Raw genomic sequence first — 16,897 nt, forward strand, 5'->3', positions numbered from 1 at the left:
GAGATGAAAAAAATAATACTCCCGCCAATGTCGACCATCAACTGGTCGACTCAAGCCTATGGCATTAACGTTCCTATGTCGGAACGCGTATGTCGTGATTATCATATTAATGATGCTTGCTGGCATCTGCGTAAAAAAAACAGCGGCAAAAAAGGAGCATTCTTAAATAACAATGAGTATCAGATGCTGCTGGCGTTAGCTGACACCCCCGGTATTCCGGCGGTTTATGGCCTTTATTATGAACAGCATGTCAGTGTATTGGTCAGGGAATATATCCAAGGCAACACCTTAAGTGTTTTGCTCAGAAGAAAAACTTTATCGCTGCAAGAAAAAACACACTGTTTATCAGCACTGGCTTCGGTTATTTCACTATGCCACCGAAAAGGAGTCATCCATGCAGATTTAAAGGCGAATAATATTGTTGTCGGAAAGCATGGACTGTCATTGATTGATTTTGGTGCTGCAGGCCGCTTGGGATCCGATATCAGTGAAAAACCTTATCTGAGTTACACTCGTTCTTTTTCTCATCCGAATTTAAGTACCGGCTCTGGCGAATATACGCCAGCACTCGACTGGTATTCTTACCTAATTATTTGTTATGTGGTGACGTTTAACACCCTGCCCCAAAAACATTCAGACCACGCAACAAAGCATCACGAAGTTTCTGATGAATCAGTCCATTTATATTATGATTTTTCCAGATTATTTGACCCGGCATTAATTCCAGCGGCACTTTTATCTGTATTACATGATGTTAATAAAATTCTGTTGCATAAGCCGCAATGCCCCACAACTGAGTTCCCGACAACTTCCCGACTTAACGCTTAGGCTTGACAGATGTGCAGCAAATTAGGCCATCACGACATAACCTTATGGTTCATATGACGTCAAGTAAATTTCAACATGTCTGTGTAAAAGTTACAGCTCCTTTTTTGATGCTTTTACCTGTATAAACAACTCATTATGCCAGTCATCGATCCCATACTTTTTCAAAATGGCTTTAATTTTATTTTTACTCCTGAGTATACCGACTCCTTTATCAAACACATCAGCAAAATATGCCGAGCGCGGTTTGTGTTTGGGAGAAAGCGCCAGGTAACCATGATTGATGACATCTAAACAGCCCGCGACTCTTAAATCAGCACCATGACCTGTATTTGCCTTCATAAAGTCAATCAACATACTATCATCCAATAAGGCATCAAATCGCTCGTACTCAAGCATCTTAAACATCCGCTGTGGAATATCTTCTCCTTTTAGCAGCTCAACACTATGACTCCCCTTCATACTGGCAATATATAAATCAATATCCTGGCTATATGAATAACCGGAAGTTGCCAAAAAATTTATCTTTTCAAGTGATGGTATACCCGTGTATTGCCAGTTTTTATAAGGCTTGGTGTAAAAGCAATATTTGGTTACCGAGATTGACTGTTGCGGGTAAATAAACTCAGGGGCTTCCTCTTTAAAAGTAGGAATGACACCGTCTACGCTTCCTTCGCGAACTTCCCGTAATGCCCTGTCATAAGGCATATTGAAATAGACAACCTTGATATTCATTTCAGCAAAAGCATGCTTTGCAATTTCGATAGCAAAACCTTCCTGTTCTGCCTGAGCTTCACATGCAAAAGGACACCAATATTTTGGTGCCACAAGAGTAATTTTATCAGGCATATCTGCCTGCACATGTGTGGCAAGCCCTAAGAAAATCAATAGCCACCTCATAGGTTCTCCGATAAGCTAATTATTAAATGGCCATATTCCTATTAACTGTTGCTTAACGTGAACCAGCCTGCTTTCACGAAGACTTTCTTCCATCTACAAATAGCTGAATCAACCAAAGTGGTTTTCAAAAGATTTACTTATTACACCATAAAAGCTCCTGATAAAGGATCACAGAGAACCTGCGCAAGGAATGCTTTTCACTTCTTTAGAAATCGGTTTGAACACCAACATTACTGTGCATACCCATTTGATTTTTAACCAAAACCATACACCAGCACTTTAAGCTGATTTTATTAATAACAAGTAAGAAAATACATGCTGGGTAAACTCTTAGTATAGACATAAGAGCCTTGAAGAAGTGTTACCAACAAGCAGGGAATGATTCACATGATGCAAGAGGTGTCGTTTGAGCCATAAGCTGTTATTTTTATAATTTATAAACCGGCAACAAAGTAACACCGGCTTTGTTAGAAAACAGGAAATACTTTTAGTAACTCTAATCAATATCAGATTGACTGATGCTTTATACGTGAAAAGTTTAGGTTGATTGATTAAAGCTTATGATTTACATAAAAAAAGGGAGAGTGGTGGTAACCCAATCAGCCACACCTCGGCACATGAGTCGTCTGCTACGGTTGCTTTCTTCCGAATCTGGCCGGGTTCACAGAGTATCATTGCGAGGGGACCGAAAGGGTCACCATAGAATGTTTACGGGGCGCATTATTACCAATCGCCCAGCCTTATGCAAGCACTAGTTTTACGTTTTGCTATCGTCCGCTGATTTTTCCATCAGCTTTTATATGTTCAGGTAAAAATCAGCACCTATCACAACAAAAAACGGCCAACCTACATCAGGTCAGCCGTTTTATTGTGGCGAAAAGATTTATGCAGGCTTAGCTGTTACTTTCCGCCCGCGCCAACTTTTCATTTAACTCAAGTAGTACCGACTTGATCACTAAAAGGTTCTCTTTGCCCAGCCTGAGCAGCAGTTTATCGGCATCGTCCATGGCTTCTATTTCCGGGTCTTTATAACGGAACATCACGCTCGGGCGGATCACTTCCATGGTCTCTTTAGGGATTTCCATGTCCAATACCCGGGTAATGGCGTCTTGCAGGGTATGGGTAAAATCATCATCCGGGTAGCCCAATTCGCTGTAAGCTTCATTAATTAAAGGTTTAAGTTCGATATACCAGTCAACCAGGCGTTCGCTTTCCATCGAGCGCAGTAAATCGACATACAGGCTAAAGCGGCGTACCGAGTTTTCATCCCACTCCCATACCTGCTGATGCTTATTATCAAAAGTCTTGGTTTCTTTGGCGGAAAATGACGTGACCGGACGGACAAAAGGACTATGCTCGTAAGCTAATACCCCTTGGGCGAAATTATCGGTAAAGACCACGAAGCGACGGATCATATCGTCATCAATCACCAGCTTAAGTAATTCCTTACGCCAGGTCATGGTCGGTAATTTTTCTTGCAGCCAGAGATCGCTTTCATCCAGGGTCGGTAAAGGCTCAACTTCCACTAACTCAACCTCATGCTCCGGCGCTTGAATTTGCTCGGTTTCTGCTAATTCCGGCTCAGGTATGATCTCGACTTCAGGTTCAATCACTTCAGGCTCAACCACAGGGGCCGGTTCAGGCTGAACTTGTACTTGCTCGGGAACTTCCGGGGGTTTTTCACGAAAATATTGCCAGCCCACTACCCCGCCTATGGTGGCGATAATCAGGCCGCCGGCGACCAACAAGGGAGAAACTTTGGGAGATTGTGTTTGTGTTTGATCTAAATTATCCATGTTATCCCATTAATATATAAAACGGACATCCCGGGTTATCCCGGATGATGAAAAAGGATTAAGGTAAAACAGAATGTTTATTGCAACGTTTTTTGCCGTAGGTTGCAACCAACAAATCGGCATTTAGGCAATTATTTTGTAAACAGATTTAATTTATTTTTAATTTCCTTCTATTTAGTCAAAAAACCGGCCCAAAAAATAAAAAAGCAAAGAGCGTGCCCTTTGCTTTTCATTTTTCAACCAGATAAACCGGGTTCGCTTTATTGGGCATCCGCCTGATTTTCCGGCAGGGCCTTAATAAAAGCCGGTAGTTGCAGGCAGTTCTCAACCACGCGATTGATATGGGGAAAAGCACTCATATCCAGTTTAAAACGGTTGGCGTTGTATACTTGCGGCACCAGACAAAGGTCTGCCACGGTCACGATATCGCCAAAGCAATACAAACCGGCACTTTTCGCAAGTTGAGCCTCTACCGCGGCAAAACCTTTACTCATCCAGTGATGAGACCAGGTGAGCTTGTCCTTATCTTCCAGCGAAAATTCGCTGCCCAGATACTGCTGCACCCGTAAATTATTCAATGGATGAATTTCACAGGCAATATCCAGTGCCAGCGCCTGAACTTTTGCCCGCTCAATAGCATCCGCCGGATACAGACTGTTCTCGGGAAAACGGCTGTCCAGGTAATCAATGATCGCCAGCGACTGGTTCAGTTTTAAATCACCGTCCACTAAGGTCGGCACTAACTCATTGGGGTTTAGCTCGGCATAAGCGCTCTGGTGTTGTTCACCGCCATCTTTAACCAGGTGAACCGGGATAGATTCAAACTCAATTTCCTTGTGAAACAAGGCAATGCGTACACGATAAGCGGCGGATGAACGCCAGTAGCCATATAATTTCATTTTGTTATTCTCCCGTGGCAGAAGTGTTTATATCCATCAGAGGTTGTCGACAGCCAGTTTTTCTGGCTGCAAAAATTAAAAAGCCGGGGATGCCAAATCAGCAACTCCCCGGCGATATAGTCAAATATTAATGTTTTACGCTTTATATTCAACCACTTGCTGATCGATGGCGCCGAAAATACTGTCACCGTTGTTGTCAAACATTTCAATGCGTACCTGATCGCCAAACTTCATAAAGGAAGTGCTGGGTTTACCGTCGGCAATGATTTCCAACATACGTTTTTCCGCTAAACAGCTGGAACCGGCAGAGCGGTCGTAGTTAGAGATAGTACCTGAACCTACGATACAACCGGCCGTTAACGGGCGTGTTTTCGCGGCATGGGCAACTATGGTCGGGAAATCAAAAGTCATGTCTACGCCGCAGTTTGGCTGGCCGAACAATTCTTTGTTTAAATGGGTGGTCAAAGGCAAGTGTAACTTGCTGCCGTCCCAGGCATCGCCGAGCTCATCCGGGGTTACCGCTACCGGAGAGAAAGCACTTGATGGCTTACTGGAGAAAAAGCCGAAACCTTTTGCCAACTCGCCCGGGATCAGGTTACGCAGTGAGACATCATTGACCAGCATAAGTAATTTGATATGACCGGCTGCGGTTTCTGCTGAAGCTCCCATAGGCACATCATCGGTGATCACCGCCACTTCAGATTCAAAATCAATACCGTAGTCTTCGCTGGCCACAGGAATATCGTCATAAGGACCGATAAAGGCGTCTGAGCCGCCCTGATACATCAGGGGATCTGTCCAGAATGAAGCCGGCATTTCTGCATTTCTTGCCTTACGTACCAGTTCTACGTGGTTAACATAGGCACTGCCGTCTGCCCACTGGTAGGCACGCGGCAGCGGCGATTCACAGCTTTGCTGTTCAAAGGCGATGGCATTGTCAAGCTTGCCTTCATTTAATGCCTTATAGACTTCGTTCAGTTTCGGCTCGGTTTGCGCCCAGTTATCTAACGCCGCCTGCAAAGTCGGGGCGATATCACTAACAACCACCGCTTTTTCCAGGTTACGGCTTACCACGACTAACTGGCCGTCACGGCTATTATTTTTAAGCGTTGCTAATTTCATTATCAGACCTTTTTCAGTTTGTAAGCAAAACCTTGTTCGTCACTTCTCAACAAATGCCGGTAAGCAAGGTTTAGTAAAATATTACTATCTAGAATATAACAGGTGATTTTACTGAAACTTACACGAATTACCAGAGCGCAAAGCGCTATCTTCACCCGGTACAGATGTCTGTAAATCTTTACATGGCTAAGGGAGGGAGAAACCGCCATCAAGGGTCATTTACGCGTTATTTTCTTATCCCAAAAACAGTCAAAACCGGCACAGAGCCTGAAAATACAGGCAGTACCGGCTTTTTAGCTTAACGCTGACATCTGGCATTAAATCTTTACAGTTTTCTTATTGATATCGTATTCGCGCAGTTTGTTGGCAACTGCGGTATGGCTTAAGCCGAGCTTTTTCGCCAGCTGCCGGGTACTTGGATAGGCGGGATACAGCTTTCTTAAGATATCCGCCTCATAATTTTTCACCGCGGCTTCAAGGGTACCTTCAAACTCCTGCTCCAGATAACCGTGCTCCCGGGTATACGCCGGCAACTGCAAATGCGCTGTGGTGATCACATCCCCCTCGAGTACAGAAACCGCGCGGATCAACACATTTTCCAGCTGGCGGACGTTACCCGGCCAGGGATAATGTTCAATAAAGTCACGGCAATCATCATCCATCAGCAGGCGATATTTGCCCAACCTTTGCCCCGACTGGGCGATAAAAAACTCCGCCAGCGGCAAAATATCGCTGCGCCTTTCCCTCAGCGGCGGCAGGTTCAAGCCTAAAACATTCAACCGATAGTAGAGATCTTCACGAAACTCCCCCGTGGCGACCAGTTGCAACAAGTCTTTACTGGTAGAGCTGATAAAGTGGATATTAATGGTAATTTCACGTTCATCATCTACCCGGCGGAAGCTGCCGTTTTGGATCACCCGCAATAACTTGGTTTGCAGTTTAGGCGACATTTCCCCCACTTCATCGAGAAACAAGGTGCCGCCGTCGGCAAGCTCCAGCAGACCCCGTTTGCTGTTTTCATGACCGGAAGCGCCGATACCGAATAATTCCGACTCGGCGGCATCATCGGGTAAGGTGGCGCAGTTTAAGGTCATAAAGGGTTTTTCCGAGCGTTCACTGGCTTCATGGCAGGCTTTGGCCAGCAACTCCTTACCGGTGCCGGTTTCCCCCACCAAGAGCATGGCGGAATCAAGCATCACCATACGTTTGGCTTCACGGATCACTTTACGCATCGCCGTGCTGCTGGCCTGGATCCCGGAAAAAATACTTTCGCTGGGCTGTTTAAAGGCACTGATTTGCTGCCCCAGCCTGGCTTCGGATTTGAGGATAAGCACCGCGCCGGCAAGCACATTGGCGCCGGTTTCATCCCAGACATGGATCGGCAGAATATCGGCAACAAAGTCTTCGTCGAGAAATTTCAAACGCCGGGTCTGCGCCAGAACATCGTCGCTGTCGAGCCAGCGACTAAAATTAAAGCCTTTGAGCCACTGACTGATATGCTCGCCGATAATCTCCTTCTGGGTTGCCCCCATGATAGTCACGGCGACGTCATTGACTACCCGGATATTGCCTTTGGCATCGATGGAAACAAAAGGGTCTGGAAAGGTTTTGATCAGGGTTGCCAGCTCATTACGCTCACGCTCTGATGGCATAAAAGGTGTGGTTTTAACATCCTCTACCCCGTCAATTAACCGTAATTGTGGCATAAAGGACTGTAATTCGGAGAAATCAAGATCCGGAATATTGACAAATATTTTACCCGAATGCTTCAGCTCAATGCCGCGTAAGTCTATTTCACGTTCAACAAAAATCCCTAAGACTTCCTGTGCAATTCCTACCCGGTCTTTGCAGCCTATTTCCAATCGCATTATGGTGAACCTTTATTCCTGAGATAAAACAAACCCTTATTGTAAACTATTTTTTACAATAAAAAAGCCCCCAATAATTGGAGGCTTGATATCAGAAATGTAACACAAGGTTACAGAAGTTTGTCGGTTTTCGCCGCGCAAATGAAATCGTTTTTATGTAAACCGCGAATGGCATGTGTCCACCAGGTCACAGTCACCTTGCCCCATTCCAGTGTAATGGCCGGGTGATGAAACTCGGCTTCCGCCAGCTCAGCCACCTGGTTGGAAAAGGCCCAGGCTTGTTTAAAGTTTTTAAACTTATATACCCGCTCCAGCATCATCACGCCGTCACGCACTTCTGGCACCCAATCGGGTAACTGGGACATTAATTCCTGCAGCTCTTCATCGCTGACTTTAGGGGCATCAACATGACAGGCTTCACATTGCTGGGTTGATAATTGAGAAGTCATAACTTGTCCTTAACTTGCTATCTTTTTTTCTTTAGGTGGGAATTTCGGCTCATGCAAGCCCAGGGCTTTAGCTTCTTCAACCAAGGCCAATAAATCAAGCTGGCTGATGCTATCTAAATCACTGATTTTATTTATCATGAAATAAATCGGCTGCATAATATCAATACGGTACGGGGTACGCAGTACATCGACCACATCCAGGGCTTTACGCTCGGCAACCGGGTCGGTCATGGCATACTGGGTTTCTCCCGGGGAGGATAAAATACCGCCGCCGTAGATTCTCAGGCCGTCTTGGGTATCAAGTAAACCAAATTCTATCGTGAACCAGTAAAGACGCGCCAGGAAAACCCTGTCTTCTTTACTGGCATTTAAGCCTAACTCCCCGTAGCGCTGGGTGAAATTGGCAAAGGCCGGGTTGGTCAATAACGGACAGTGGCCAAATATTTCATGGAAAATATCCGGCTCCTGCAGGTAGTCAAACTCTGCCCGGGTACGGATAAAAGTCGCTACCGGGAATTTTTTCTCGGAAAGTAATTTAAAGAATTCACCAAAACCTATCAGCGCCGGTACCTTGGCACATTGCCAGCCTGTGGTGGCCAGCAATACTTCGCTGACTTCTTCTAACTGGGGAACACGATCCATCGGCAACTTAAGCCTGTCCAGTCCGGTAATAAACTCATCACAGGCCTTACCTTTAATACAATCAAGCTGGCGGGTGATTAATTCCTGCCAGATTTGATTTTCTTCATCCGTCCAATGTATTTTGCCATCGGCTTCGACATCCTTGGAGACATATTTTGTCGCCTTACCCATTTTCACTTCCTTTAACGTTTGTTGTGGCCTCACCACAGTAGATATATTTATATTAAGGGAAGCGGGTTAAGAAAAGATAGCCGCAGCCTGTGGTTAATTAATGCACAGCCGCCAATTGCTGTACATTATTTTTTACACCTGAGCTTTTTTGGCCAAATAGCCCACTTAGCTAAAAAAACAAGCAACTGATTTTAAAGGGTTTCATCTTTTTTCTGGGTTGAGCTTTTCAGCAAGGCTTTCAGTTGCTGCTGCAACTCTTTCCTTACCAAATTCAGTTTTGGCGGGTTTTCATGAAACGGTAAGGGGCGGCAGGTATGCATGGTTTTAATGCCCAGTTTGGCGGTTAACAGGCCCGCTCCCAACCCCTGGGAAAAGCGTGCCGACAATTTACCCAGCAGCTCCGCCCCCAACATCTGGCTGCCAAAATCGGCGATTAATTCACTGGCGCCGGCATAAACCATGTTGACGAATACCTGACGAATAAGGCTGAGCCGGCTCCAATAACCCAGTTTTAAGCCGTATAAGGCGGAGATTTTGTCTATCATTCTGATATTTCGCCAGAATAACAGCCCCATATCCAGAATCGCCACCGGGCTCAGTGCCACCAGCACGGTCGCTTCACCGGAGAATTTCGCGATTTCCTTGAGCGCCTTTTCATCAACTTTAGTTAATACCTGGCGGGAATAAAGCGCCAGTAATTCAGCATCCGAATGCTCCCCCCCCTGGGCCTCTGCCCATTCGTGCTCCAGGGTGCTGAGCAGATCATTAGGCAATTGCGCACTGATCTGCTGGCAAAATTTTTGGCTGTTAAATTTATTGTTCGCTAAGCTATCGCCACTGGCCAACACCCTGCTGGCGCTATGTTGCCTTTGCTGCTGGCGCTTTAATTGTCTCAAGCCCCTCATTTCCCGTACCAGCACTGAGCCGGTAACTAAGGTTATACAGGCAAACAGGAGCGCATAGATGCCAGTTGTAAAGGGCGCCTCGCTAAACCCCTTGATAAAAAAATCAACCGCTTCCACCGATACCAACAGCAGCAGTAAAGTCAGGAACACCCGCGGCAGCCAGGAAACCTTGCCCGGCGTCGTTTCCAGCTCAAGTTCCGCCGATAACTGCTCTTGTGCCGCCAGCCAGTTATCATTATCAAAGACCAGCTGTTGCTCCTGTGCTTGCCCCTGCTGCCCGGCAATATCCAGCTCCTGCTCGTCAAAAATGATTTGCTGCTGATAGTTATCCTTTTCTTTTATCGACTTATAACTTTCTTTTATCGGCTTATCACTCATGCCATTTTATCTCCAAGTAGAAACTCCAGTACTTGATCCATGCGCACATGGGGCAAACTCTCACCGGCGCCATGAAGTCCGCCGGGAGCAAAGGCGATAAAATTAAACGCCATTTGCTGCCAGTATTGGGCTTTCGGTAATTTTGCCGGCACAGTGCCGGGAAAGACGGTAATTTTTTGATTATCGCTTAAGCGCCGTCCCTGGATCACCGGCACTTCTTCTCCCTGGTGCAAACTCTTACCCGCCTTGGTGGTTTTAACTGCGGCGATTGCCAATGTCTTGATATCTATGGCTTCAAAGTTCAGCTCTTGCCTGGTGCTGTGGATCAGCTGATTGAGCAAAGCCACCAGATGGGGATGCTGCTCCGGGGTCACATGGTCGGCTTTGGTGGCGGCAAAAAGCAGACGGTCAATTTTCGGGGAAAATAACCGCGACAACAAACCGGAGCGGCCATATTGGTAGCTTTGCATAATCAGCGCTATCGCCTGTTGCAAATCGGCAAAGCTCTCCCGGCCGTTATTAAGCGGCGTTAAACAATCCGCCAGGACAATCTGCCGGTCAAAGTTAACAAAATGCTGTTTATAAAACTTCGCTACCACATCCTGCTTATAGGCCTGGTAGCGGGCTTTTAACATGCCGAGCAGGGTATCGTCGCCGGCTTTTTGATATAACTCGTTATCAAGCAACTCCAGGCCGGGAAAAGGAATAAACTGCAGCACGGGGGCGCCGGCAAGTTCGCCGGGTAGGATAAAACGTCCCGGCTGGATAACAGACAAACCCAGCTCATAACGAAAATGGTGCAACAGTTGGGTATATTCCTGCGATAGCGCGGCCAGTAAATCCTCATCCGCCTTTTGCAACAGATCTACCTGTTGAAGTTTTTCGATAAAATCAGCCGCAGCCGCTTGGCGCGGCGGTTGGTTTAATAATTCACAGGTTTGCGCCGACCACGCTTTAAAAGATAGGTTCATCATCGGCAAGTCTAACAGCCACTCCCCCGGATAATCGGTAATATCCAGGTAAAGGGTAGCCATGTCGGTAGCATATTTTAATAAAGACGCCTCTGGCTGGTAACGGATCGCCAGGCGCAATTCGCTAATGCCGTGCGTCGGCTCGGGCCAGACGGCAGGCTCGGCACAAAACGCCGTCATCGCCTGGTCAAAATCAAAACGGGCCACATTAAAATGCTTTTGCGGCACCCGCTTGGCGCCGATAAACCGCCCCTGGTGTACCGGGTTAAAAAAACTTAACTGGGCGCCGTTGCCTTCATTGATCAGCTGGTTCACTAAAGAGGTGATAAAAGCGGTTTTACCGCTGCGGCTTAGCCCGGTTACCGCCAGGGTAACATGCTGGTCTATCGAGCGGTTAAACCATTCATTGGTTTTATTCTTTAATTTTTTAATTTTCTCTTTGTTTATTAACGCCATACTGCGTGAGTTCCTAGCTCTTTGCCTGCAAAAAAATAACCCGGGCCTTAGATAATAGCTAAGGCCCGGGGAGATCTAATTCTAAAATTTCCCTATCGTCGTGAAAAACTCGCAAGCATGAGCTTTATAAAGTATGCAGATAACGCTCACCGCGGGGCAAATAATAGTTATCATAATCAAAAGACATCACCACGGTTTTTGAGCGGCCAACGATTTCATGCCTTGGCACAAAACCGATGACACGTGAATCCGTGCTGTTATCCCGGTTATCTCCCAGCACCAGATAGTGGCCTTGTGGCACGGTAACTTCCCTAAAACTCGACAATGTTGAACCGTTTTGCCGTACCCGGATCTGGTGTTTCATGCCCGGTAAGTATTCAATGCTGTCAGCCTGGGACGCTGTCAGGGAAAGGGCCTGGTAGCTAAGCTGCTCGCCATTAATTATCAAAGCATTATCCTGCATTTCCACCGTATCGCCGGGTAACCCTATCACCCGTTTCACCAGGCGGATATCACTGACTTGTGAGTCAAAAATCACGACATCTCCCCGCTGGGGGTCTGCAAGTTTTAATAGTGAAATATTGGTAAAGGGCAAACGCAGATCATAAGCCATTTTGTTGACTAAAATTCTGTCCCCTTCGACAATTGTCGGTTTCATCGAGCCGGTAGGTACGCTATTCCAGTCGGCAACGGCACTGCGAAAAACCAGCATTAAGGCAATAAAGAGAATAAACCTATAGTTATCTTTTACTTGCAGGCACATCTTCTGAGTTAACTTCATGAGCAGATCCTTTTCTGACTTTTCTTAGAGATAATATCCATCAGGGGCAATATCGCCCCGCTGATGTTAAGCTAAATGGCAAGATGAGGCTTTTTATGGCTTACAGGCGGTTAATTTCCCTCGAAACCGTAAACTCAGCCGAAGTCACATAACTTTCAATTGAGCGCAGCTGTTTCTCTAACGCCATAAATTTCCGCCTGATATCATAAAGCGCCTGCTTCGGCGGCTCTCCGGCTTGCCAGATACGCGCCTTAACCTTGATAGACTCAGTGGTGATATCTTCCTTAACCGGCTGTTTTTTAACGGTCTGCTGATATTTGGTTTTTGCCCCTCTGACCTTAGGCTCACCCTCTTTTTTATCTAAAATAAACCAGGCGGCAATATAGATAACAATAAACCAGCCCATGCCTAACAAAATACCGGATACCAGCAGGATTCTCACCAGCCAGGTTTCCCAGCCGAAATAATCGGCTACCCCGGCACAGACCCCGGCAACCCTGCCCTGGCTGGGAATACGGTACAGTTCACCTCGTTTACGCTCAATCATACTTTATCTCTCCAGTCAGGGGTTTCCACGTCCAGGATGGCTTCCAGGGTTTTAATGCGCTCAGCCATTTTATCTGCGGTTTCAGACAATTCAGATAACTGGATATATTCTTCTTCGCTCAGGCCCTGGCTGACCTGGCGCTTACTGCGGTAATGTAATATCAGCCAGATAGGCGCCACAACCAACATAAAAATAATCACAGGTGCCATAATGATGTCATTCACAATCTCTCTCCCCTACCCGTACTTTGACGGTTTAGTTAAACTTCACCCAGGCTTTCCTGGTAAAAAACCTGTCCCCACTTTTGCCGGGAATTCGATATTTGCCTCAGATGTCAGGTTTTATCTCGCCAGTTGGGCGACTCCACATCGAGAATAGCTTCGAGTGTTTTGATGCGCTCGGCCATTTTATCCGCCGTTTCAGCCAGTTCGGATAACTGAAAATATTCCTTTTCACTTAACCCCTGGCTGACCTGGCGTTTGCTGCGGTAATGCAATATCAGCCACATAGGCGCCACAATTAACATAAAAATAATAAACGGCACCATGATGATTTCTTGCACAATTCTTTTCCTCTATTAGCGCTTAAACAAACGGTTTATTTTTTCTTTTTATCAGACGTCATTTTAGCCTTTAATTGCGCTAATTCATCATCAATTTTTTCATCGGCTTCAAGCTCGGCGATTTCATCGGCAAGCGACTTGCTCCCCAGATCATGTGACTCCACCTGGGCTTCAATATCATCAATTTTACGCTCATAACGGTCAAATTTGCTTAACGCATCATTCACCCGGTCGCTGCTGATGTTTTTCTTAACCTTTAACCGTGAACTGGCGGTTTTTTCCCGCATGATGATCGCTTTTTGTCTCGCTTTGGCATCTGCCAGCTTATCCTGCAGCTGAGAGATTTCTCCCTGTAGCTTGGCAATATGCTCATCGACATGGCTGAGCTCTTCCAGCAGGGACTGGGCATTGTCCGCCGCTTTCTTTTTCTCCATTAAAGCAGCACGGGCGAGATCTTCACGGCCTTTATTGAGCGCCAGTTCGGCTTTTTCCTGCCACTGCTGCGCTTCATTTTCAAAGCGGGTTACCTGACGGCTAAGTTCCTTTTTATCTGCCAGGGTTTTCGCCGATGAAGAGCGTACTTCCACCAGGGTATCTTCCATTTCCTGAATGATTAAACGCACCATTTTTGCGGGATCTTCCGCTTTATCCAATAAGCTATTAATATTGGAATTAATAATATCTGTAAATCTTGAAAAAACACCCATAACGACTTCCTCTTACTAAAAATTGAGCGGTAATACTTGCTAAATAGCTATTCACTTTCTAAGCCAAGATTCACACTTCAGGTAATAGTTTGTTTTTTAAGGCTTTATTATATTTATAAAAAAACCTTTAATCCTCTTGTTTAATAAAATACACTATTTGTTAGTGAAATAAACCAATAATTAGGTCAGTAAATGGCACGTTTTAACCAGCAAGACAACCTCCTGGGTCAATCCAACAATTTTCTTGAAGTGCTGGAAAAAATTTCACAAATCGCGCCGTTAAGCAAACCCGTGCTTATTATCGGCGAACGCGGTACCGGTAAAGAGCTGGTCGCCGCCCGCCTGCATTACCTTTCCAAGCGTTGGGAGCAGAATTATCTCAAGCTCAACTGCGCAGCACTCAATGAAAATTTACTGGAAAGTGAATTGTTCGGTTATGAAAGCGGCGCTTTTACCGGCGCCAATAAACGTCATGAAGGCCGCTTTGAGCGTGCCGACAACGGCACCTTATTTTTAGATGAGATTGCCAATACTTCCGGCCTTATCCAGGAAAAACTCTTGCGGGTGGTGGAGTACGGTGAATTTGAACGTGTCGGCGGCTCAAGAACCATTAAAACCGATGCCAGGCTGATTGCCGCCACCAATGAAGATTTACCGTCATTGGCCGAGCGCGGAGAGTTCCGCGCCGATTTACTTGACCGTCTTGCCTTTGATGTTATTACCCTGCCGCCGCTGAGGGAGCGGGTAGAAGATATTCTGCTGCTGGCGGAAAGCTTTGCCATTAATATGGCGCGCGAGCTGGAATTTGAATTATTCAGCGGCTTTAGCGCCAAAGCGAAAAAAGCCCTGCTTGATTATCACTGGCCGGGCAATATCCGTGAACTGAAAAATGTCGTTGAACGCAGTGTCTACCGCTGCAACAACCCGCATCTGCCGGTACATGAACTGGTGATCGACCCGTTTGAGTCCCCCTACCGGCCAAGTGGCCGGGTAAAAACCCAGGACAGGATAGCCGAGCCCAGAAACGAAGCGGTCAAGCCCCAGGCCCATACCGACACAGCCCAGGCAGAAATAAAGCAAGAAGTGAAAACCAACGGCCAGGGACTGCAGTTTCCTGTGTCATTAAAAGACTTGTCCCAGGATTATGAAATAGAACTGCTTAATAACGCCCTGTCCGCCTGCCAGTTCAACCAGAAAAAAACCGCAGAAGCCCTCAAGCTCACCTATCACCAGCTCAGGGGTTATCTGAAAAAATACAATTTGCTTGATGGAAACATCAATGATGAAGAGTAAGGTTTCGCGGCCACTTATCCAGATGAAACAGTTTTATATGCTGAGTGTGCTGCTTTTACTTTTAAGCGGCTGTTATGGCGATGACAAAGGCTCCTTAAGCGCCAACAGCGTGATTTATTGCGCCGAAGGCTCACCGGAAAGTTTTAATCCGCAAACCGTGACTTCGGGCACCACCATAGACGCGGTGTCTTATCAGCTTTATGACCGTTTGATCAGTTTCCAAACCGAAGACAACGAAATCGGCCCCTCGCTGGCCAAGTCCTGGCACGTCACCCGGGACGGTAAAATGATCACTTTTTACCTGCGCAAAGATGTTTCCTTCCACCAAACCGATTATTTTACCCCTACCCGTCCCCTCAATGCCGATGATGTCTTATTCAGCTTTAACCGCCTGTTAGATCCCGCTCATGGCTTCCACCATGTTTCCGGAGGCAAATACCCGTTTTTCCAGAGTGTCGGCTTTAGCTCCCTGGTAGAAGACATAGAAAAAATCAATGATTATACGGTGCGCTTTAAACTCAGCCGCGCCGACAGCTCTTTTTTGGCTAACCTGGCCACTGACTTTGCCGTGATCTTATCCGCCGAATATGCCCAGCAACTGGCGGCAGCAGGTAACCATCAAAAAATCGACCTGCAACCCATAGGTACCGGCCCTTATAAATTTAAAGAATACCGGGTCGGCTCTTTAATCCGTTATTACCGCCATGAGAACTACTGGCGTGACCAGGTGGCGATAGAGCAGCTGGTATATGATATTACCCCGAGTAAAACCGCCCGTCTGACCAAGTTGCTGGCCAATGAATGTGATGTTATTGCCTACCCGGTAGCCCATGAAAAAATCACCGAGCATCCCAACCTGACCCTGGAAGCGGTGACTTCTTTTAATGTCAGTTATTTAGGTTTTAATACCCAAAAACCCCCGTTTGATAATAAACTAGTCCGTCAGGCCATCGCCTATGCCATTAATAAACAGGCCATCATCGAAGCCATCTATTTCGGCCATGCCGAAGTGGCCAAATCGTTATTACCCGGTTCTTCCTGGGCTCATGATGAAAGTATTTCAGGCCACGGCTTTTCCATCGACAAGGCCAAAGCACTGCTGGCACAAGCGGGTTACCCCGACGGCCTGACCATGGATATCTGGGCCTTGCCGGTGCAAAGAGCCTACAACCCCAATGCCCTGACGACTGCCAAGCTCATCCAGGCGGATCTGCAGCAAATCGGCGTCACCGTCAATATCGTCAGTAATTACGAATGGAGTACTTTTTCCCGTTTGCTGGCAAGGGGTGAGCACCAGGCGGTCTTGCTCGGCTGGTCGGCGGATCATCCGGATCCCGATAACTTTTTCACCCCGATCTTAAGCTGCGCCTCCATGAATACCGGCAATAACCGCGCCTTCTGGTGTGATCCCGCCTTTGATGACTTCCTTTATCAATCGCTGCAAACCACCAATACCCGGGAGCGGAAAAAACATTACGCCCAGGCCTTAAGGATCCTTTCCGAGGAAGTCCCGCTCTTGCCCATCGCCCACTCCAGGCGTTATCAGGCCAGGCACAAAAACGTTCAGGGAGAATTGTTACATCCCTTTGGCGGCATCGACTTTAGCGGGGTAAGTAAAAACTGAT

At 46.6% G+C, this 16,897-nt stretch carries 17 protein-coding genes and 1 other RNA gene; 3 read left to right on the forward strand and 15 right to left on the reverse strand.

The genetic code is table 11. The features are described from left to right. Window positions 1–3 precede the first annotated feature (3 nt). Window positions 4–828, forward strand: a complete 825-nt coding sequence (locus QL234_RS14310; RefSeq protein WP_281558509.1) for a protein kinase — start codon at window positions 4–6, stop codon at window positions 826–828. Between the two features lie 90 nt (window positions 829–918). On the opposite strand, the gene QL234_RS14315 is transcribed toward QL234_RS14310, so the two are convergent. The 15 genes from QL234_RS14315 to pspA all read right to left on the reverse strand — a co-directional run bounded on the left by QL234_RS14315 (window position 919) and on the right by pspA (window position 13,979). Further along, the gene (locus QL234_RS14315) at window positions 919–1,725 is read right to left on the reverse strand and encodes a transporter substrate-binding domain-containing protein (RefSeq protein WP_281558510.1); all 807 of its coding nucleotides are present in this window, start codon (window positions 1,723–1,725) and stop codon (window positions 919–921) included. 594 nt (window positions 1,726–2,319) lie between these two features. Continuing rightward, window positions 2,320–2,416, reverse strand: an RNA gene (gene ffs, locus QL234_RS14320) — signal recognition particle sRNA small type. Between the two features lie 202 nt (window positions 2,417–2,618). Continuing rightward, entirely contained in the window at window positions 2,619–3,521 is a 903-nt protein-coding gene (locus tag QL234_RS14325) for a DUF3014 domain-containing protein (RefSeq protein WP_281558511.1), read from the reverse strand. A gap of 260 nt (window positions 3,522–3,781) precedes the next feature. Further along, window positions 3,782–4,420 carry a maleylacetoacetate isomerase gene (gene maiA, locus QL234_RS14330; protein WP_281558512.1) on the reverse strand — a complete coding sequence of 213 codons (639 nt, stop codon included), beginning with the start codon at window positions 4,418–4,420 and terminating at the stop codon, window positions 3,782–3,784. 135 nt (window positions 4,421–4,555) lie between these two features. Further along, window positions 4,556–5,542 carry a fumarylacetoacetate hydrolase family protein gene (locus tag QL234_RS14335; protein ID WP_281558513.1) on the reverse strand — a complete coding sequence of 329 codons (987 nt, stop codon included), beginning with the start codon at window positions 5,540–5,542 and terminating at the stop codon, window positions 4,556–4,558. Window positions 5,543–5,859: 317 nt separating this feature from the next. Then, window positions 5,860–7,410 (reverse strand): transcriptional regulator TyrR, encoded by a 1,551-nt coding sequence (tyrR, locus tag QL234_RS14340; RefSeq protein ID WP_281558514.1) that lies wholly within the window; start codon window positions 7,408–7,410, stop codon window positions 5,860–5,862. A 110-nt stretch (window positions 7,411–7,520) separates the two neighbouring features. Then, complete coding sequence (locus tag QL234_RS14345) at window positions 7,521–7,859, reverse strand: 4a-hydroxytetrahydrobiopterin dehydratase (RefSeq protein ID WP_044835072.1); 339 nt, start codon at window positions 7,857–7,859, stop codon at window positions 7,521–7,523. A 9-nt stretch (window positions 7,860–7,868) separates the two neighbouring features. Then, window positions 7,869–8,672, reverse strand: coding sequence for a phenylalanine 4-monooxygenase (phhA, locus tag QL234_RS14350; RefSeq protein ID WP_281558515.1), 804 nt, complete (start codon window positions 8,670–8,672; stop codon window positions 7,869–7,871). Window positions 8,673–8,863: 191 nt separating this feature from the next. Next, complete coding sequence (locus QL234_RS14355) at window positions 8,864–9,955, reverse strand: TIGR01620 family protein (protein WP_281558516.1); 1,092 nt, start codon at window positions 9,953–9,955, stop codon at window positions 8,864–8,866. Beyond that, window positions 9,952–11,382 carry a YcjX family protein gene (locus QL234_RS14360; protein WP_281558517.1) on the reverse strand — a complete coding sequence of 477 codons (1,431 nt, stop codon included), beginning with the start codon at window positions 11,380–11,382 and terminating at the stop codon, window positions 9,952–9,954. Before QL234_RS14360 ends, QL234_RS14355 begins: the two co-directional genes overlap by 4 nt. A gap of 124 nt (window positions 11,383–11,506) precedes the next feature. After that, window positions 11,507–12,163: a signal peptidase I gene (gene lepB / locus QL234_RS14365; protein WP_281558518.1), complete on the reverse strand. Its 657-nt coding sequence runs from the start codon at window positions 12,161–12,163 to the stop codon at window positions 11,507–11,509. A 100-nt stretch (window positions 12,164–12,263) separates the two neighbouring features. Continuing rightward, on the reverse strand, window positions 12,264–12,710 hold the full coding sequence (pspC, locus tag QL234_RS14370; RefSeq protein ID WP_281558519.1) for an envelope stress response membrane protein PspC: 447 nt from the start codon (window positions 12,708–12,710) through the stop codon (window positions 12,264–12,266). Beyond that, a complete protein-coding gene (pspB, locus tag QL234_RS14375; protein WP_281558629.1) occupies window positions 12,707–12,937 on the reverse strand; it encodes an envelope stress response membrane protein PspB in 231 nt (76 codons plus the stop codon). The genes pspC and pspB (QL234_RS14375) overlap by 4 nt, the downstream gene beginning before the upstream one ends. A gap of 107 nt (window positions 12,938–13,044) precedes the next feature. Next, window positions 13,045–13,257 (reverse strand): envelope stress response membrane protein PspB, encoded by a 213-nt coding sequence (gene pspB, locus QL234_RS14380; protein ID WP_044835150.1) that lies wholly within the window; start codon window positions 13,255–13,257, stop codon window positions 13,045–13,047. Between the two features lie 50 nt (window positions 13,258–13,307). Beyond that, entirely contained in the window at window positions 13,308–13,979 is a 672-nt protein-coding gene (gene pspA, locus QL234_RS14385; protein WP_281558520.1) for a phage shock protein PspA, read from the reverse strand. Between the two features lie 192 nt (window positions 13,980–14,171). On the opposite strand from pspA, the gene pspF reads away from it, so the two are divergent. Then, window positions 14,172–15,272 (forward strand): phage shock protein operon transcriptional activator, encoded by a 1,101-nt coding sequence (pspF, locus tag QL234_RS14390; RefSeq protein WP_281558521.1) that lies wholly within the window; start codon window positions 14,172–14,174, stop codon window positions 15,270–15,272. Beyond that, on the forward strand, window positions 15,259–16,896 hold the full coding sequence (locus QL234_RS14395; RefSeq protein WP_281558522.1) for an ABC transporter substrate-binding protein: 1,638 nt from the start codon (window positions 15,259–15,261) through the stop codon (window positions 16,894–16,896). The genes pspF and QL234_RS14395 overlap by 14 nt, the downstream gene beginning before the upstream one ends. Window position 16,897 lies beyond the last annotated feature (1 nt).

The sequence above is a fragment of the Thalassomonas sp. RHCl1 genome, assembly GCF_947387555.1.
In the GTDB taxonomy this organism is placed as follows: domain Bacteria; phylum Pseudomonadota; class Gammaproteobacteria; order Enterobacterales; family Alteromonadaceae; genus Thalassomonas.

Excerpts from the sequence above, each read along its gene's own strand:
- QL234_RS14315 (WP_281558510.1), bottom strand. The coding sequence starts at position 1,725 with ATGAGGTGGCTATTGATTTTCTTAGGGCTTGCCACACATGTGCAGGCA.
- maiA (WP_281558512.1), bottom strand. The coding sequence starts at position 4,420 with ATGAAATTATATGGCTACTGGCGTTCATCCGCCGCTTATCGTGTACGC.
- QL234_RS14310 (WP_281558509.1), top strand. The coding sequence starts at position 4 with ATGAAAAAAATAATACTCCCGCCAATGTCGACCATCAACTGGTCGACT.
- phhA (WP_281558515.1), bottom strand. The coding sequence starts at position 8,672 with ATGGGTAAGGCGACAAAATATGTCTCCAAGGATGTCGAAGCCGATGGC.
- pspB (WP_044835150.1), bottom strand. The coding sequence starts at position 13,257 with ATGGTGCCGTTTATTATTTTTATGTTAATTGTGGCGCCTATGTGGCTG.
- pspA (WP_281558520.1), bottom strand. The coding sequence starts at position 13,979 with ATGGGTGTTTTTTCAAGATTTACAGATATTATTAATTCCAATATTAAT.
- pspF (WP_281558521.1), top strand. The coding sequence starts at position 14,172 with ATGGCACGTTTTAACCAGCAAGACAACCTCCTGGGTCAATCCAACAAT.
- QL234_RS14335 (WP_281558513.1), bottom strand. The coding sequence starts at position 5,542 with ATGAAATTAGCAACGCTTAAAAATAATAGCCGTGACGGCCAGTTAGTC.
- QL234_RS14360 (WP_281558517.1), bottom strand. The coding sequence starts at position 11,382 with ATGGCGTTAATAAACAAAGAGAAAATTAAAAAATTAAAGAATAAAACC.
- QL234_RS14345 (WP_044835072.1), bottom strand. The coding sequence starts at position 7,859 with ATGACTTCTCAATTATCAACCCAGCAATGTGAAGCCTGTCATGTTGAT.
- pspC (WP_281558519.1), bottom strand. The coding sequence starts at position 12,710 with ATGATTGAGCGTAAACGAGGTGAACTGTACCGTATTCCCAGCCAGGGC.
- QL234_RS14325 (WP_281558511.1), bottom strand. The coding sequence starts at position 3,521 with ATGGATAATTTAGATCAAACACAAACACAATCTCCCAAAGTTTCTCCC.
- lepB (WP_281558518.1), bottom strand. The coding sequence starts at position 12,163 with ATGAAGTTAACTCAGAAGATGTGCCTGCAAGTAAAAGATAACTATAGG.
- QL234_RS14395 (WP_281558522.1), top strand. The coding sequence starts at position 15,259 with ATGATGAAGAGTAAGGTTTCGCGGCCACTTATCCAGATGAAACAGTTT.
- QL234_RS14355 (WP_281558516.1), bottom strand. The coding sequence starts at position 9,955 with ATGAGTGATAAGCCGATAAAAGAAAGTTATAAGTCGATAAAAGAAAAG.
- tyrR (WP_281558514.1), bottom strand. The coding sequence starts at position 7,410 with ATGCGATTGGAAATAGGCTGCAAAGACCGGGTAGGAATTGCACAGGAA.